Here is a 14,967-nt window from a genome sequence, read left to right on the forward strand (position 1 = left end):
AGTAAATCAATCCATTGAAAATCAATATAAAAAAAGAAATCGGATCATTTTTTGAGCTGAAACCATCACCCAGAAGTTGGCACATCCCGTTTCTTGCGGGACTTTCTGTTGGGATTCCTTTGATATTCGGATATTATTCCGGAAATGTAAAAACCTCATTAACAGCAAGTCTGGCAGGCTTGGTAATTCTTTACATCCCGAATACAAAAGATATTTTTGAAATGATGATGAAGATGTTTGTCTGTTCTTTCGGGATGATTATTTCTTACATTTTCGGTTTGGTTTTTAGTTTCAATATGTGGATTGCACCTTTAGCTTTTGGGATTTTTTCAGCAATAGTTTATTATATTGTCCGATATTTCAATCTCAAACCTCCGGGAAGTTTTTTCTTTATTATGATGGCTTCTATGGCTATCGGACTTCCCCACAATCCGGAAGCTATTCCGCAGAAAATCGGCGTTTTCACCATCGGGACTTTGAATGCTTGTCTTATTTGCTTGATTTATACTTTATTAAAATCCAAAAAAGAACCTAGTAAAAATGTAACTACGCTCCAGATCAATCCGTATGTTAATCTTGTAGAATCACAAATTATCGGGATCTGTATGTTTGCTTCGGTTTTGATTGGACAGATTTTTAAACTTGATTATCCTTACTGGATTCCGGTTTCCAGCTTGGCAGTTTTACAAGGTGTCAACCAATATCACATCTGGAAACGTGGTCTTCACAGGATTATTGGTACATTGATAGGCCTCGTGATTGCGTGGTTTATATTTTCTTACATTAATGATACATTGTGGATTTGCATTGCAATTATCTGTCTTCAGATCATTGTGGAAATGCTGATTACTAGGCATTATGCATTAGCAGTAATGTTTCTGACTCCAATGGGAATTCTGCTTGCTGAAACCGGAAGCTCTACTTCACTTAATCCTGATTACCTTTTAAAAATGAGATTGTTGGAGATTTTAATCGGTAGTGTTATCGGCTGTGTTGGTGGTTGGTTTTTGTATAATGAGAGAATCAGGTTTAATTCAATAAAAGGTTTGAGAAAGTCGAAAATTGTTTTGAGAAAGAGTTTTAAAAAAGAAAAGTCTTAAAGTTTTTTTATTAATTGAATTAATTCTCTTGAAATAATTTCCCTTGAGTATAGTTTAAAGTCGAATCTTTGATTTTTTACTTCGGAAAGCTGAGTTTGTAAATCCTCTTTTTCAGGGATGATAAATTCTAAATCGCTTTCATAGCTTGTGGGAAAGATCGCTGGTTTTGCATATCTGATGGCGTCTCCAATATTGCCGCTGATTTTAGTTTTTCCGTAGATTTCTTTGACAGATAAAAACTCAGTTTCATTTTGAATTGGGCAATATAAAACATCTGATTTTCTCATCCATTCATCAAATTGTTGCTGATGAATTTTATGTTCAAAAAACTGTATTTTAATGAATTGTGGGAGTTTATCTATAATTGACTTTAATTTTTCCAATTCTTTTCCGGAAGCTTTCCCCAGGAAAATAATTTCATAATTAACTTCGGTATTATCAAAGTTTTTCAGCTTGTAAAGAAACGTATTATAGTCTCTCCTGCTTTGCGAAACAGTACCAGGAACTACAATCCTGATTGTTTCCTTATCTGATTTTTCGGAACCGAATTGATTAAAATAAACCGGTAAAAATTTCAGATTATTTTTCTGAGAAATCAATTCGTCGATTCCTAAAAGATATTTTGATTTTTGATAGACTTTTGGAGCTTCCAAGAGTCCTTCTTTCAGAAATAATTTCAAACGATATTTAAAATCATTTTTGAAAATATTTTTGAATAATTCCCATTTTGAAGCTTTAGCAAAATTCAGATTATGAACAAGAATTGCCGTGTTGAATTTCTGCACAATTGCTTTGTAGAAAATGAAATGACGATGAACTGTTCCAATAATAATTAAATCATACTTTATCTTATCCAAAATCTCTAAAAGCTGGGAATAATCGGTTAGGAAAACATTTTTCCCGTGAATGTTCAACAGTTTAAAAATTTTTTCCGAGAAATAGAAATCAACAGAAAGTTCCGATGAATTTTTTGTCAATTCATAGAAGTTAGCGGCTAATTCTGCGTGTGTATCAAGTTCTATGTAAGCGATTCTTTTCATAAACCGAAATTTTTGAAAAATTCTTTCCAGCGTAGATTTCGGATAAATTTGATTTCTTCTTGGCTTAGATTTCGTTGGTCTTTTTGTTTCAGAAAAGATTTGATTGTGATAAAAAATTCTTTTGCAGAATGATTTTTAAAACTGGATTTTGCAGAAGAAATGATAGCCAGAGGCAAACTCAGACCAATGTTATAAAAATATTGACCCAATTTTTCGGCTTTTTGCGATTTGTATTTGTAAGCTGTCGGGCGCAAATGTTTTACCCAAATGTCTTTAATAGTGACAATGTCCCAACCGTGTTTTTTTGCTAATAAAATATCCAGATTATCCCAGCCGAGAACTGTTCGCAAACCGTTCATATCTTCAAAACATTCTTTTCTGTAAGCTTTTACAGGTCCGCGAACATGGTTTCTGGAAGATAAATCTTCAAAAATCCACTCGTGATTTTTGTTGCTGAAATCCAACCAATTTTCGTTTGGATTTCTTAGATTTTTGATTTCAGGATTTTGCTTATGCTTCTTAATGTAAACCAAACCGGAAACAATTCCGGCTTTTGGATTGGTTTCGAAAACCTGGTTGATTCTCTCTAAATAATTACGAGGAAAAACAATGTCTGCATCATATTTACAAATCACATCAAAGCCTTTCCAATCAAGAGATTCTAAACCTTTATTAAAAGTTCTCACAATTTTTGCACCAGGAGAATGCTCAGATTTTTCTAAATCCAAAACCTTGAATCTTGAATCTTGAACTTTGAAATTATTAGTGATTTCAGAAGTTCTATCGATGGAACCATCATTCACAATAACACAAACGAAATCTTTAAAAATCTGATTTTTAATGGATTCCAAGCATTGGGAAATATTATTCTCTTCGTTGTGGGCAGGAATGATGATAAGAAATTTCATTTAAAAAGGATTCGATTTCAGATTAACTTCAAACAAAAATTCTGGAGTTTTAGGGTTTTCAAAAGTGGACGTATTAAAATTTTCTTTTGTGAAAACGGCACACATTGTATTTTGTGGATGGTAAAGATTTTTATGAAATTCTTTTGGTGTTCCGTCCAAAATAGCTTTGAAAACTTCGTAACGAATTTTCTCCGGGTTGTAAGCGTAGTCGTGCCAGACCACAACCGAATTATCGTGAACGAGATGTTTGAAAACCTGCCCCGTATCATGCTTTACCATCTCGTAAGAATGATCTCCGTCAATGAAGATCAGATCATATTTTTTACCAAGTCCGGCAAAATCAAAGGTTTTTGTATTGCCTTCCAAATGCAGGATTTTTGAATTTTTCTTTGATAAAACACCATGTAATTCCGCATATTTTTTGTTCCAACCCATTGCTAGCATTTCAGCTTTGGAAAGATTCAGGGTTGTGCAGTCATCTATTTCTTTAGCGATGTTCCAAATGCTTTCTCCTCGCCAGGTCCCGATTTCGAAATATGAACTCTTCCCTTTCGCAAGAGTCTTCAATAAAGCTAAATCTGTAGGAAGCGAACCACCGTCAAGAATAAATAAATCAACATTGGATTCAAAATTACCATTAGTAATTTCGTCCAGAGAAACTTCCGGCAAACTTAATAATTGAGGATATTGTTTTTGAAATTCCAGTTTTCTGACATCATTTTGATCAAGAATCAGATTAACAAGACTTGGTTGCTTTATAATATATTGAATGGACTTTATTAACTTTTGAAACTTGTTCATTAAACTGTAAATTTATTGTGTGGATTCAGCATGTTTTTCGGATCAAGAATTTCGTCTAACTTCTCCTGTGATAGCAATTGGTGTTCTATCACAAGATTATAAACACTTTTCCCGGTTTCCAAAGCTTCCTTGGCGATTTTTGTTGAATTTTTATAACCGATATACGGATTCAGGGCTGTTACAATTCCTATGCTGTGCTTCACCATATTAAGGCAAACTTCTTTGTTAGCCGTAATTCCTGAAACACATTTTTCCCGAAGCGTATCCAACGCATTACATAGAAAATGGATGTTCTCCATAATAGCGTGACAAAGTACAGGTTCCATCACATTAAGCTGCAATTGTCCTGCTTCTGCTGCAAATGTGACTGTCAAATCGTTTCCGATCACTTTATAACAAACCTGATTGACAACTTCCGGAATCACAGGATTGACTTTTCCAGGCATAATCGAAGAACCAGGTTGCATCGGTGGAAGATTGATTTCGTACAATCCTGCTCGCGGACCGGATGAAAGTAATCTCAGGTCATTACAGATTTTGGACAGTTTTACAGCCATTCTTTTCATCGCCGACGAATAGATGACGTAAGCGCCAGTATCTGGTGTAGCTTCTACAAGATCCGGTGCGGAAACAATAGGGATTCCGGTGATTTCTGCCAGATTCTCTGCGCATCTTTTAGCATAACCTTTTGGAGCATTTAAGCCAGTTCCAATGGCTGTTGCGCCCATATTGACTTCTACAAAGAGAAGCGCATTATTATTTAATTTTTCGATATCTTCTTCCAAAGTTGCGGCAAAGGCTTCGAATTCCTGCCCCATTGTCATTGGAACTGCATCCTGAAGCTGAGTTCTTCCCATTTTGATAACATCCTGAAACGCAATTCCTTTTTGGCGAAAAGCTTCAATAATTAATTTCAGTTTTTCAACTAAAACTTTGTTCATATTATAAAGCGCAATCTTTATCGCACTTGGATAGACATCATTGGTGGATTGGGAGAGATTAATGTGATCATTGGGTGAACAATACTGATATTCTCCTTTTTGATGGCACAAAAGTTCCAGAGTAATATTGGCAATAACTTCGTTGGCATTCATATTCACGGAAGTCCCGGCGCCGCCTTGTATCATATCAATCGGGAATTCCTGGTTATATTTTCCTGAAATAACTTTGTCGCATGCTTTGATAATATTTTGATAAAGATTTTCTTCAAGAAGACCTAATTCATAATTGGTTTTTGCCGCTCCTTTTTTGATATAAGCCAAAGCTTTGATGAACTCCGGATAAGAGAATAATCTCTGACCTGAAATATTGAAATTATTAATAGCACGCTGCGTTTGCACTCCATAATAGGCATTTGCGGGAACTTCCAATTCCCCAAGCAAATCGCTTTCTATTCTGTATTGTTCCATTTTTCTCATTTGAAAGCGGAAAGTTACTGATTTTGGAAGAATTTATAACGTGCGAAGGCTTTAAAATTATCTTTTAATTCATAACCCAAAATTATTTTAACTCATTTTTCCGAAGTAACTTTGCATCTTTGATTTTAATGTTATGGATGCAACGATCGGACAAAGCAATAATTTCTCATATTCCGTTATTTCCTATGTATTTTTCACTTTTATAGGCTATTTTATCATTGGATTATCATTATCCGTTTTACCGATTTTTATCAACAAAGGTCTTGGCTTCAGTATGTTGGTTGCAGGGATTGTGATTAGTTTACAATATGTGATGACCTTTCTGATGAGAGCTTACTCAGGAAAAATCATTGACAGCAAAGGCCCAAAGCCTGCCGTTTTGGCAAGTATGATCAGCTTTTCCTTTACAGGTTTGGTATTGGTAATGGCGTATTATTTCAGATTATCACCTATTGTCAGCCTATTATTTCTGATTATTACCCGATTTTTTACGGGCTGTGCAGAAGGAATGATCGGGGCAAGTCCGATTAACTGGGCAATTATGACTTTAGGTGAAAAACATACACCAAAGATTATTTCTTATAATGGTGTGGCGTGTTACGGCGCTTTGGCAATTGGCGCATCCTTGGGTGTTACGATTGTAAAACATTTCAATTTTTACGCTTTAGGAATCCTAATTATTTTGTTAGGATTAATCGGATTTTTCATAGCAAAATCGAAAGAAAACCGGACAGGAAAACATTCTGAAGAAGAACAAAAATCTTTCTGGAATGTTCTGGGAAAAGTAGCGCCTTTTGGGCTTTGCCTGGCTTTTGGCGGACTAGGATTTGCAACCATTTCGACTTTTATTACACTTTATTACGATTATTACCATTGGCAAAATGGTGCGATATGTTTGTCGGTTTTTGGGGTTTTGTTTGTTACCGGCAGATTGGTTTTCAGTAATGCGATTAACCGATTTGGCGGAATCAACGTTGCGATTGTAAGTCTGGCTGTGGAAGCCTTAGGTTTAACCATTATTACATTGTCTTATCATCCATATTTTGCATTGATTGGTGCCGGAATTACGGGTTTGGGGTTTTCATTGATATTCCCGGCTTTGGGCGTAATGGCAATGAAAACCGTTCCTTCGTCCAATCAGGGTTCAGCTTTGGCAGGTTACGGTTTGTTCATTGATATTTCTCTGGGAGTTACAGGTCCATTGATTGGCGGTGTCGCTGATGTATTTGGATTGCCTTATATTTTTCATTTCAGTATCGGGATTGTGTTAATTGGTTTAGCTTTGGCTTATTATCTGAAAATGAATCAATCTAAATAATTTTATAAGGAATTTTTTATTGAATGTCTTCGAGAGCCTCGGACTGACAACCATCTGATTCCTGCAGTCTGTTTAGAACAAAACACTCTTGAATTTTAGTTCCCACAATTTTTTTAGATTAAATTCTATTTTATTCATCACTGTTGATTTGAAAACAAAATCCCTAGCCCCGATTGACTCTGAGTTTTTTATTTATAATTTGAATCGTCGAAACTTCGTTTTGCAGCGGCATCCTTTTTTGTCTTAATTTGAAATTTGTTTTCGATGACAAAACTTCTGAAACAAAAAACATACAGCACTTCGACAGGCTCAGTATAAACTACAAGCGGGATTAAGCTCCTTAAATAATACATAAAAACTCTTCTCGCAGATTTAGCAAATTGAACTGATTTATTTTAATGGTTTTTCAATCTGCTAAATCTGAATAATCTGTGAGACTCTTAAATTAATATTCAAAGATTTTCTTTGAGTAAACTCGATTTTCAAAATCCGATAAAAATCACGATTTTTGCAGTCTCAAATTTTATTATGTCTTTAGAACAAGAAATCAGCAAACGAAAAACTTTCGGAATCATCTCCCACCCCGATGCGGGAAAAACCACGTTGACGGAAAAACTCCTGCTTTTTGGAGGAGCGATTCAGGAAGCCGGTGCTGTAAAATCCAATAAAATCAAGAAAGGTGCAACATCCGACTTTATGGAAATCGAGCGTCAGAGAGGGATTTCGGTAGCGACATCGGTATTGGCTTTTGAATACAGAGACCACAAAATCAATATTCTGGATACGCCTGGACACAAGGATTTTGCGGAAGATACGTACCGAACATTGACTGCAGTTGACTCTGTAATTGTGGTAATTGACGTTGCAAAAGGAGTTGAGGAACAGACGGAAAAACTGGTTCAGGTTTGCAGAATGAGAAACATTCCGATGATTGTTTTCATCAACAAGCTTGACCGTGAAGGTAAAGATGCTTTTGATTTGCTGGATGAAGTCGAACAAAAACTAGGGTTAACGGTTTGTCCACTTTCTCTGCCGATCGGTATGGGAAGCGACTTCCAGGGGATTTATAATATTTGGGAAAATAACATTCAGCTGTTCTTGGAAGAGAAAAAACAAAAAGTTGGTGAATCTCTGAAAATTGATGATATCAATGATCCTCAGATTGATGAACTGGTTGGTGTAAAAGCGGCAACGACTTTGCGTGAAGAATTGGATCTGATCCAGTCTGTTTATCCTGAGTTTAATCGTGAGGATTATATGAATGGTGATCTGCAGCCGGTTTTCTTTGGTTCTGCTCTTAATAATTTCGGTGTCCGCGAGTTATTGAATGCTTTCATTGACATTGCGCCAATGCCACAGCCAAAAGAAAGTGAAACCCGATTGGTAAAGCCGGAAGAACAAAATTTCACAGGATTTGTGTTCAAAATCCACGCGAATATGGACCCGAAACACAGAGACCGTCTGGCGTTTGTGAAAATCGTGTCCGGAATTTTCAAAAGAAATGAAAATTATCTTCTTGTAAGAGAAGGTAAAAAAATGAAGTTCTCCTCTCCTAACGCTTTCTTCGCTGACAAAAAAGAGGTTGTGGATGAGAGTTTCCCTGGCGATATTGTCGGTCTTCATGATACGGGAAGTTTCCGGATTGGTGATACGCTGACAGCCGGTGAAAAACTGAATTTCAAAGGTATTCCGAGTTTCTCTCCGGAACATTTCCGTTATATCAATAACAATGATCCGTTGAAAGCTAAGCAATTAGCAAAAGGTGTTGACCAGTTGATGGATGAAGGTGTTGCGCAGCTCTTTACGCTGGAAATGAACAACAGAAAAATCATCGGAACAGTTGGTGCGCTTCAGTATGAGGTTATCCAATACCGTCTGGAACACGAATATGGCGCAAAATGTTCTTACGAACCTATCAGCATCCACAAAGCGTGTTGGGTGGAAGCGGATGAAAAGTCTGAAGAATTCAAAGAATTTGCGAGATTGAAGCAGCGTTTCTTAGCAAGAGACAAATATGACCAATTGGTTTTCTTAGCCGATTCGTCTTTCACAATCCATATGACGCAGGAAAAGTTTCCGAATGTGAAACTGCATTTTATCAGTGAGTTTAAGCGTTTTTAATTAATAAAACTCAATTAATATAATTACAAAGCATCCAATATTCGGATGCTTTTTGTTTTGTAAATTACTTGTAAAATAAATTTAAATGCTTGGTTTGCATTTAGTTATAATATTACAAAAAGTTTCGGATTCATTTACAAATCATTCTTTTCGTTTCGGGATAGCTTTACATCATAAAATTATCCCAATGAAAAAAATAATATTGACCGCCGTTATTTTAAGCACACTCACGATGTGTAAAAAAGCAGATTTACAAGAAGCTAATAATACAATTGCCAACGCAGATTCTTTAATTGATAAAGCTTCTGAAACTGTAAATAATCTTGATACAAATTCCGTTTTGGATTCGGTAAATCTGAAAGCTAAAGATCTGATTAAAAATAAAGAAGAAATCGAGAAAGTTTTTGATAAGAGCAAAGAGAAAATAGATTCTATTGCGGACAATGTCGAGAAATTCAAAAAAGATATCGAAGACAAAAAAGTAGCCACAACAATTGATTCAATCAAAAATCAAATTAAAAAAGAAATTCCGAAACCGAAAACCATTACCAAAGTTATTTATAAAGAGCCTGTGAAAAAAGAACCTGTTGCTAATGCAATGGTGAAAAATGGTTCTGTTGAGCTGAATGTGGATGACATTTCTATAGCAAAACAATCGGTAAGAGATATCATCAGAAAATATGATGGTGTTATCAATACGGAAAATTTAGTCAGTAATGATGAGCTTCAGACTTTATATTTAACTACAAAAGTTCCTTATGACAAGTTTGATTATCTTGTAGAAGATCTTTCGGTGTTGGGAAAACTTCATAACAAAAACCTGGAAGTTAAAGGCGATTCTTATAATCCGAACAAGCTTTGTAATCTTGATATTACTTTATATGATAATCACCTGAAACCAAATGAATCGCAACAAACCAAAAGCTTTGGTGTAAAATCTGCAGATGCGATTTCTTCCGGCTGGAAAGTGATTGGAGATATTTTGTTGTTTCTTCTGCCCTTTTGGCCGATGTTTTTAATTGGAGGAATTGCTTATTATTTTTACAAAAAGAAATCAAAAGATAAAGATCCTGAAAAAAATGATATAGATTCTAGTGAAAATATATAAAACGCAAAAGACGCTTAAATTATAAGCGTCTTTTTATTTATTGAAAAATTTGATTCTAGTTCATCAAGCTTTTGCTTAGATTAAGCGCATCCTGATTGGTGCTGTCATATTGTAAAGATTTAGCAATATATTGTTTGGCTTTTTCTTTATCAGTATCCTTATCCAAGAATGCTATGAAAAAATATGCATAAGCCAGATTCTGTTTATTCGCTTCAACCTCTTCGGGCTTTACCTTGCTAATGTATTGCTCATAAGCGGCTTTAGCAGCTTCATTGTTTTTCGCAGATTGGTTGGCATATCCAATACTATAATAAGCTGGCGCCCAATCGGGAATTACTGTTGTAATTTTATTCCACGTTGTGATGGCTGATGTCCACTCATTGGCATTTTGATAAGCCGTTGCCAAACCTACTAGAGCTTGTGTATCGTCTGGCTTTGCAGCAATTTTTTGTTTTAATGCTTCAATTTCTGGGTTAGTTGTTCCCGCTGTTTGCGTTTGGGTTGTCTGATTATTATTGATTGTATCATTGGTTGTTGGATTAGTCTGCGCAGTTAAATAGTTTGCTGCAATTAAAGATAATCCAAACATTAAGCGTTTAATTTTAAATTCCGTTTTCATAACCTTTTTATTTTAAATTTTTATAATTATCACAACTACAGTTCCACAAATTATAAAATTTTTAAAACTTTAGAATTTTTAATAATTTTTTAAGAATATAGAATTATCATTTAAGAAATTTTAAAACAATTGTTTGATTTTGATATTTGGTCTCATTATTGATGTGTATTATTATACTAAATTTATATAAATAAGTATATTTGTATACTAAAATTGATTTAATGAATTTCAAAACTATAAAAGAGACAATAAAACTTTTGGAGGAGTTTGATTCTGAAAACACAAAAAAAATTTATTCTGATGACCTCACTGGATTCAAAAGCTGGATCTATGATAAGGAAGTTATAAGAAGAAAATCAGTTAATGATGAACCGGATTGGGAAGGAAAGGAAAACGGAAGATCACCTGAAAGTGTTATTAGCACCTTATTGGTTCATATGAACCGTTATGCCAAAACATATTCTAAGTCAGCAATTGCAGGATCTGGTTTTAATACTCAGGAAGAATTTATCTACCTGATTAATCTGAAAGCTTTTGGATCCATGACCAAAATGGAACTGATAAAAAAAAATATTCACGACAAGTCTGCCGGTATTCTTATTATCAACAGGCTGATCAAGCAAGGTTGGTTAGAACAAACTGATTCCAAAACAGATAAGAGAACAAAAGTCCTAAACATAACAAAATCCGGACTGGAAGCCTTAGAAAAACAAATTGATAAAATCCGGGCAGCTTCCAGTATTGTTACCGGTAATTTGAATTACACAGAAAAAATGGAATTGATTAAAATTCTTGATAAACTAGATCAGTTTCATAATTCTATATTCAGTAGAAATATACACAACCAGCAACTACTGGAAACAGTTTTAAAAGATTATCCTTTGGGAAATAACCTGATATGAAAAAGAAAGTAGCAATTATAGGTTCTGGTTTTTCCGGATTGTCTGCTGCGGCTTATTGTGCCAAAACAGGCAATGAGGTGCACATTTTTGAAAAAAACAGCAGTTTGGGAGGACGCGCAAGAAATTTCCAAACACATCATGGCTACAGCTTTGATATGGGCCCAAGTTGGTATTGGATGCCGGATATTATTGAAGATTTTTTCAAAGACTTTGGAAAAACTACAGAAGATTTTTATGATCTAATACCGCTAAATCCACAATTTGAAATGGTTTTTTCTGACGGCACCATGGAAATTCCCCAGGATTATGAAGAAATGAGAAATCTTTTTGACCATACAGAGAAAGGTGCAGGAAAAAAGCTGGATGATTTTATGAAAGATGCCCAATATAAATATGAAGTAGGTATGAAGGATTTTGTCAGCAAACCTTGTCATTCCTGGTTTGAGTTTGTCTCTCCTACTATTGCAAAAAGTGCATTAAAACTGGATTTGTTAACGAATTTTCATCAATTTGTCAGGAAATATTTTTCCAATCCAAAACTGATTACTTTAATGGAGTTTCCTGTGATATTTCTTGGAGCAGCTCCGAAAGATATTCCAGCCCTGTACAGTCTGATGAATTATGGTGGCTATAAATTGGGAACCTGGTATCCAATGGGCGGCTTTATTAAAGTTATAAAAGCTATGGCAAAAATTGCTGCCGAACAAGGTGCTAATATTCATCTTAATTCAAATGTTGAAAAGATTATAACAGAGAATAAGAAAGCTGTGGGAATCATTGTTGATGGCAAAAAACTAGAGTTTGATTCTGTTATTGCTTCATCAGATTATCACCATACAGAGCAAAAACTGTTATCAGAAGATCAAAGAAATTATGATGAAAAGTATTGGAAAAAGAAAACCTTCGCTCCCTCGTGTTTGATTTTTTATTTGGGATTTAGTAGAAAAATTCCTAATCTGAAACATCATACTTTATTCTTTGAAAATGATCTTGATCTCCACACCAAGGAAATCTATGATGACAAAAAATGGCCTTCCAAGCCTTTATTCTATGTCTGCTGTCCTTCCAAAACAGATAAAAGTACAGCACCGGAGAATTGTGAAAATATTTTCTTACTGATGCCAATTGCAACCGGGATTAATGATTCTGAAGAAATGCGCGAAAAGTATTTTTCCGAAATGATAAAAAGGATTGAAAAACATACAAAAACGTCCAATCTCGTTTCAAAAATCGATTACAAAAGAAGCTATTGCATCAATGATTTTGTTAATGATTATAATGCTTTTGAAGGTAATGCCTATGGCTTGGCAAATACATTATCTCAGACAGCTGTATTGAAGCCGTCTCTGAGAAACAGAAAAATAAAAAATCTATTCTATACAGGGCAGTTAACAGTTCCTGGCCCGGGTGTCCCACCATCTATAATATCTGGAAAAATTGCAGCAACAGAAGCTAATAAAACAATTTGATATGAAAAAATTATTTGATGAACTTTCTTATAAAGTAAGTAAAACGACAACGAAACAATACAGCACAAGCTTCTCACTAGGGATTTTAGCTTTATCACCAAAAATAAGGAATCCAATCTATGCAATTTATGGCTACGTTCGTTTGGCAGACGAAATTGTAGATAGTTTCCACGGGTTTAATAAGCAAAAACTGCTTTCCCGTTTCCGCCAGGAAACAACCTTGGCTCTGGAGGAAAAAATCTCTCTCAATCCTATTCTGCAATCATTTCAGGAAACTGTTCACAAATATCAGATCGATTTTCAGTTGATTGATCAATTTCTCAGGAGTATGGAAATGGATCTTCATAAAATTGATTATGATTCTGATCTTTATAAAGAATATATTCTCGGCTCTGCCGAAGTTGTTGGCCTGATGTGCCTGCAGATTTTTGTGGAAGGCGACAAGGAAGCTTTCGAGAGACTAAAACCTTTTGCAATGACATTGGGTTCTGCTTTCCAGAAAGTTAATTTCTTAAGAGATATGAAAGATGATTACTTTGTTTTAGGCAGAACTTATTTTCCGAATGTTGATATCAGTGATTTTGATAATGAGGTTAAATCCAACATTGAAAAAGAAATTGAATCCGAATTTCGGGAAGCTTTGGAAGGGATAAAAAAATTACCCCGTTCTTCCCGGTTTGGAGTTTATCTGGCTTACAGATATTATGTTTCGTTATTCAATAAGATTAAAAAAACGTCAGCTAATAATATTATTAATCAAAGAATCAGAATTTCTAACAGTAGAAAAATTTCTATAATGATGGGATGTTATGTGGAATATAAATTATCAATTTAGCAATGGAATTAAAATTGCTTATTCCAAACATTAAGTGGATTAATAACAAATGAAAGAAAATTTTAACAACAAATGACTTACCAGATTATCCGAGAACAACAGTTAAATTGCAGTATTGACAAAGCTTGGGAGTTTTTTTCCTCAGCAAACAATTTATCCGTAATTACTCCAGAGGACATGAAGTTCACGGTTCTTACACAACTTGACAATGACGACATTTTTGAAGGAATGATTATTGACTACTCTATAACTCCGATATTCAACATTCAGATGCATTGGCAGACAGAAATTATTCACATCGATTATAAGAAAAGCTTTGTCGACTTTCAGGTGAAAGGTCCTTACAAATTATGGCACCATTACCATGAGTTCATAGAAAATGAAAAAGGTGTTCTTGTAAGAGATATTGTTGATTATGAACTGCCTTTAGGATTCGTCGGAAAAATTGCGCATCGGCTTTTTGTAAAAAAGAAACTAGAATATATCTTTGATTACAGGAAAGATGTTTTAGAAGTATTGTTCAATCAAGAAAGAGAGGTTTCGTGAATTTTCTCATAATATTAATTACTTTTTTCCTGATGGAAGGCTTTACCTGGCTTATTCACAAATATGTTATGCATGGATTTCTTTGGTCACTGCACAAAGATCATCATGATCATAGTAATGATCCGCCTTTGGAAAAAAATGATTATTTCTTTGTAATTTTTGCAATTCCGGCAATTGCACTTATGTATTATGGAACTGTAAATAATTTCAATGCCTATTTTTATATTGGTTTAGGGGTTACGTTTTATGGTATGGCTTATTTTTTTGTTCATGATATTTTTATTCATCAACGTATAAAAGTTTTAAAAAATACAAAAAATCCTTATCTCTTAGCCATCAGAAGGGCTCATAAACAGCATCACAAACATGTTAGTAAGGAAATGGGAGAATGTTTCGGGTTTCTCTGGGTACCGGTTAAATATTTCAAAATGTATTTTAACAAACAAAAAATGTAAGGATGCAAATAACATATTTACTTATTGACTTTTTTACGATAGTTATCTGCTTTATATTTTCATTTCATCCCAAAATTAAATTTTACAGGCACTTTGGTGCTTTTTTCTTATCATCACTTTTGGTTGGAAGCGTATTTGTCATTTGGGACGCATGGTTCACCAAATTAGGCGTCTGGTGGTTTAATGATCGGTATTTATTAGGATTAAGATTCATAGGATTGCCTTTAGAGGAGCTACTTTTCTTCATTTGCATTCCTTTCTCATGTATTTTCACTTATTATTGTCTGACAAAATTTTTTTCCATGGATTGGAAACCCAAATCCGAAA

General features: G+C 34.6%; 14 protein-coding genes and 1 pseudogene. 10 read left to right on the top strand and 5 right to left on the bottom strand.

Annotated elements, in window-relative coordinates; genetic code table 11:
- The first annotated feature begins 14 nt into the window (after positions 1 to 14).
- Positions 15 to 1,100, top strand: coding sequence for an FUSC family protein (locus AC5P2S_RS08530; protein WP_494556962.1), 1,086 nt, complete (start codon positions 15 to 17; stop codon positions 1,098 to 1,100).
- On the opposite strand, the gene AC5P2S_RS08535 is transcribed toward AC5P2S_RS08530, so the two are convergent.
- From AC5P2S_RS08535 to aspA, 4 genes are read right to left on the bottom strand one after another with little or no spacing between them, the layout of a single operon-like run.
- Complete coding sequence (locus AC5P2S_RS08535) at positions 1,097 to 2,140, bottom strand: hypothetical protein (RefSeq protein ID WP_494556963.1); 1,044 nt, start codon at positions 2,138 to 2,140, stop codon at positions 1,097 to 1,099. The genes AC5P2S_RS08530 and AC5P2S_RS08535 overlap by 4 nt on opposite strands.
- Positions 2,137 to 3,048 (bottom strand): glycosyltransferase family 2 protein, encoded by a 912-nt coding sequence (locus AC5P2S_RS08540; protein WP_494556964.1) that lies wholly within the window; start codon positions 3,046 to 3,048, stop codon positions 2,137 to 2,139. The genes AC5P2S_RS08535 and AC5P2S_RS08540 overlap by 4 nt, the downstream gene beginning before the upstream one ends.
- Positions 3,049 to 3,849 (bottom strand): class I SAM-dependent methyltransferase, encoded by an 801-nt coding sequence (locus tag AC5P2S_RS08545; protein ID WP_494556965.1) that lies wholly within the window; start codon positions 3,847 to 3,849, stop codon positions 3,049 to 3,051.
- Positions 3,849 to 5,258, bottom strand: coding sequence for an aspartate ammonia-lyase (gene aspA, locus AC5P2S_RS08550; protein WP_494556966.1), 1,410 nt, complete (start codon positions 5,256 to 5,258; stop codon positions 3,849 to 3,851). The genes AC5P2S_RS08545 and aspA overlap by 1 nt, the downstream gene beginning before the upstream one ends.
- A gap of 142 nt (positions 5,259 to 5,400) precedes the next feature.
- On the opposite strand from aspA, the gene AC5P2S_RS08555 reads away from it, so the two are divergent.
- From AC5P2S_RS08555 to AC5P2S_RS08565, 3 genes are all read left to right on the top strand, one after another.
- Positions 5,401 to 6,585, top strand: a complete 1,185-nt coding sequence (locus AC5P2S_RS08555; protein WP_494556967.1) for an MFS transporter — start codon at positions 5,401 to 5,403, stop codon at positions 6,583 to 6,585.
- A 528-nt stretch (positions 6,586 to 7,113) separates the two neighbouring features.
- Positions 7,114 to 8,706, top strand: a complete 1,593-nt coding sequence (locus AC5P2S_RS08560; protein WP_494556968.1) for a peptide chain release factor 3 — start codon at positions 7,114 to 7,116, stop codon at positions 8,704 to 8,706.
- Between the two features lie 187 nt (positions 8,707 to 8,893).
- Positions 8,894 to 9,814, top strand: a complete 921-nt coding sequence (locus tag AC5P2S_RS08565) for a DUF4349 domain-containing protein (RefSeq protein WP_494556969.1) — start codon at positions 8,894 to 8,896, stop codon at positions 9,812 to 9,814.
- Between the two features lie 55 nt (positions 9,815 to 9,869).
- Here the strand turns inward: AC5P2S_RS08565 and AC5P2S_RS08570 are convergent, their stop codons facing one another.
- Entirely contained in the window at positions 9,870 to 10,433 is a 564-nt protein-coding gene (locus AC5P2S_RS08570; protein ID WP_494556970.1) for a tetratricopeptide repeat protein, read from the bottom strand.
- A gap of 221 nt (positions 10,434 to 10,654) precedes the next feature.
- On the opposite strand from AC5P2S_RS08570, the gene AC5P2S_RS08575 reads away from it, so the two are divergent.
- From AC5P2S_RS08575 to AC5P2S_RS08600, 6 genes and pseudogenes are all read left to right on the top strand, one after another.
- Positions 10,655 to 11,335: a MarR family winged helix-turn-helix transcriptional regulator gene (locus AC5P2S_RS08575; RefSeq protein ID WP_494556971.1), complete on the top strand. Its 681-nt coding sequence runs from the start codon at positions 10,655 to 10,657 to the stop codon at positions 11,333 to 11,335.
- On the top strand, positions 11,332 to 12,804 hold the full coding sequence (gene crtID / locus AC5P2S_RS08580; protein WP_494556972.1) for a bifunctional phytoene desaturase/3,4-desaturase: 1,473 nt from the start codon (positions 11,332 to 11,334) through the stop codon (positions 12,802 to 12,804). The genes AC5P2S_RS08575 and crtID overlap by 4 nt, the downstream gene beginning before the upstream one ends.
- Position 12,805: 1 nt before the next feature.
- On the top strand, positions 12,806 to 13,639 hold the full coding sequence (locus AC5P2S_RS08585; RefSeq protein WP_494556973.1) for a phytoene/squalene synthase family protein: 834 nt from the start codon (positions 12,806 to 12,808) through the stop codon (positions 13,637 to 13,639).
- 72 nt (positions 13,640 to 13,711) lie between these two features.
- Positions 13,712 to 14,185, top strand: a complete 474-nt coding sequence (locus AC5P2S_RS08590; protein WP_494556974.1) for an SRPBCC family protein — start codon at positions 13,712 to 13,714, stop codon at positions 14,183 to 14,185.
- A 32-nt stretch (positions 14,186 to 14,217) separates the two neighbouring features.
- Entirely contained in the window at positions 14,218 to 14,640 is a 423-nt protein-coding gene (locus AC5P2S_RS08595) for a sterol desaturase family protein (protein WP_346772087.1), read from the top strand.
- 2 nt (positions 14,641 to 14,642) lie between these two features.
- Positions 14,643 to 14,915 (top strand): annotated as a pseudogene (locus AC5P2S_RS08600) (lycopene cyclase domain-containing protein); the annotation flags it as partial.
- Positions 14,916 to 14,967 lie beyond the last annotated feature (52 nt).

The organism is Epilithonimonas sp. 33E (assembly GCF_059372615.1).